General features: G+C 61.0%; 3 protein-coding genes and 1 pseudogene. 3 read left to right on the top strand and 1 reads right to left on the bottom strand.

What is annotated here, in order from left to right; genetic code table 11:
• A pseudogene (locus tag Q8O80_RS00030) lies at positions 1-606 on the top strand (IS21 family transposase); the annotation flags it as partial.
• Entirely contained in the window at positions 596-1375 is a 780-nt protein-coding gene (istB, locus tag Q8O80_RS00025; RefSeq protein WP_305575620.1) for an IS21-like element helper ATPase IstB, read from the top strand. The pseudogene Q8O80_RS00030 and the gene istB, both read left to right, overlap by 11 nt.
• A 182-nt stretch (positions 1376-1557) precedes the next feature.
• Here istB and Q8O80_RS00020 read toward each other — a convergent pair whose 3' ends face one another.
• Positions 1558-1761: a hypothetical protein gene (locus tag Q8O80_RS00020; RefSeq protein WP_305575618.1), complete on the bottom strand. Its 204-nt coding sequence runs from the start codon at positions 1759-1761 to the stop codon at positions 1558-1560.
• Positions 1762-2165: 404 nt separating this feature from the next.
• Between Q8O80_RS00020 and Q8O80_RS00015 the strand changes: the two genes are divergently transcribed.
• Positions 2166-2431, top strand: a 266-nt coding sequence (locus tag Q8O80_RS00015; protein WP_305575616.1) for a LysR family transcriptional regulator, incomplete at its 3' end; no start/stop codon positions are given.

Below are 2431 nucleotides of genomic sequence, written 5' to 3'. Positions count from 1 at the left end.
CCCTTCGATGGCTTTGTTGAACAGACCAAGCGCGTCTCCCCGACCTGCCTCGTGCACTTCGATCGTAATCGTTACAGCGTGCCGGCCTCGTTCGCCAACCGGCCGGTCAGCCTGCGGATTTACCCCGAGCGGATCGCCGTCGTGGCCGAGGGTCAGGTCCTGTGCGAGCACGCGCGCATTATCGAGCGGTCCCATCACCAGCCTGGCCGCACGGTCTATGACTGGCGGCACTATCTGGCGGTGATCCAGCGCAAGCCAGGCGCCCTGCGCAATGGCGCCCCCTTCGTTGATCTGCCCGAGGCGTTCCGTCGCCTGCAGGGTCACCTGCTCAAGCATCCGGGCGGCGACCGGGAGATGGTCGAGATCCTGGCGCTGGTGCTGCATCACGACGAGCAGGCGGTACTCAGGGCTGTCGAGACCGCGCTTGAGGCGGGCGTTCCCACCAAGACCCATGTGCTCAATCTCCTGCACCGCCTGGTTGATGGCAAGGCCAGCCAGGTTGAAGCGATCGATGCGCCGCAGGCGCTGGTGCTGCGCCAGGAGCCAAAGGCCAACGTTGCTCGCTATGACTCGCTGCGCGGTAAGGATGTTCGCCATGCGTCATGACCCTGCCAGTGCCGCTGTTATGGTCATGCTCCGCAGCCTCAAGATGCATGGCATGGCCCAGGCTGTGGGCGAGCTCCTTGAACAGGGTGCACCTGCCTTCGATACTGCGGTGCCGATCCTGTCCCAGCTGCTCAAGGCCGAGCTCGCCGAGCGGGAGGTGCGATCGATCGCCTATCAGCTCAAGGCTGCTCGCTTCCCCGCCTATAAAGATCTGTCCGGCTTCGACTTTGCGTCAAGCGAGATCAACGAGGCCATGGTCCAGCAGCTTTACCGCGGCGCGTTCATCGAGGGCGCCGACAACGTGGTGCTGATCGGTGGCCCGGGCACCGGCAAAACCCACATCGCTACGGCGCTCGGCATCCAGGCGGTGCAGCATCACCACAAGAAGGTCCGCTTCTTCGCCACCGTCGATCTGGTCAATGCGCTCGAGCAGGAAAAGGCCTTCAACAAGGCCGGCCAGCTGGCCGAGCGCCTGCTGCGCCTCGATCTGATCATCCTCGACGAACTGGGCTATCTGCCGTTCAGCCCGTCAGGCGGGGCGCTGCTGTTCCATCTGCTCAGCAAGCTCTACGAGCAGACCAGCGTCGTCATCACCACCAACCTCAGCTTCAGCGAATGGGCCGGCGTGTTCGGTGACGCCAAGATGACCACGGCACTGCTCGATCGGCTCACCCATCACTGCCATATCCTCGAGACTGGCAACGACAGCTTCCGCTTCAGGGCGAGCGCTGCAGCACCCAAAACACGGAAGGAAAAACCCGCCACTTGACCGTTCCCGCGTCGCGGGAAACTATCGTCCAACCGGGTCAGTTCTCAATGACAATCCCGGGTCAGTTCCTGCCTTTCGGCAGCACGGCGTTAGAGGCGCTATGGTGGCTTGATGTTGGCTCCATTTCGCTCCTGGTCCTAGCGCGCGCAGCGTTCGCGACGCGTCAGTCCGTGCAGGGCATGCTAGCCTCTCTCGAGCGCTAGGGGTTCATTGGTCAGACGCCGCAGCACGTGCACGGCCGGATTATCGTGACAGAGCTGACCGAGAAGGGCAGAACTGCTGCCCACGTCCGCATGATCGCAGCCGCTACCGTCGAGCGACAGATGCTCGCTGGTTTGACGGGCGATGAAGCCAAATTGCTCGGTGGGCTTCTGCGATGCGCTCACGCGTTCATACCAGCAGACTGGCGAACTTTGGCGATGTCAGCTTCACGGCAACCGTGCGCCGGTGGTAAACGACCGTAATGGGTCGCAAGGTGCCGGACTGCTTCCAAGAGAAAATCAGGGAAGCGGCCTTTTCTGATTGCCGACTTTGGGCCGTAGGCAGTTCATTCCATCTTGGGCAGTTTTGCGACAAGCGGACGCTCGGCTTTAGAGTCATCCGAAGCCCTCGAGAGGATCGGGCATATCAGCAACTATCCGCGTTTGTCGTGAGTGTCGCTGGTCAAGCACGAGAATCAAGACCATTGGTGCGCACGTCAGAGAAGGAGTGCGGCGACCCTCACCTCAGAGTCTTGTTGTGATATCACTGAGGGGGATCATGCAAGGCCTTCCTCTAAGAGTTAGAACCGATGCGAGACATCAACATCAAAGCGACAGAGTATTTTGAGGCGGTTGCCCGATTGGGCACGGTCACGAAGGCTGCGGACGAGCTTGGGGTGTCCTCCTCGGCAGTTAGTCAGCAGGTGACCATTCTTGAGCGGCAGCTCGGCATAAAGCTATTCCGACGTGAGAAGAAGCGCCTGGTCCTGACACTGGATGGCGACCGCTTTTTTAAGACCGCTACCCAGGCTTTCAGAGCCTTACGAAACTCCAAGAGCGCGATCGTTCAGCAAAG

The sequence above is a fragment of the Devosia sp. genome (assembly GCF_030689745.1).
Classification (GTDB): Bacteria; Pseudomonadota; Alphaproteobacteria; order Rhizobiales; family Devosiaceae; genus Devosia; species Devosia alba.
This window is presented reverse-complemented; position numbering and strand designations above follow the sequence as displayed.

What these genes read in the sequence shown, in the direction of transcription:
- istB (WP_305575620.1), top strand. Translation starts at nt 596, where the DNA reads ATGCGTCATGACCCTGCCAGTGCCGCTGTTATGGTCATGCTCCGCAGC.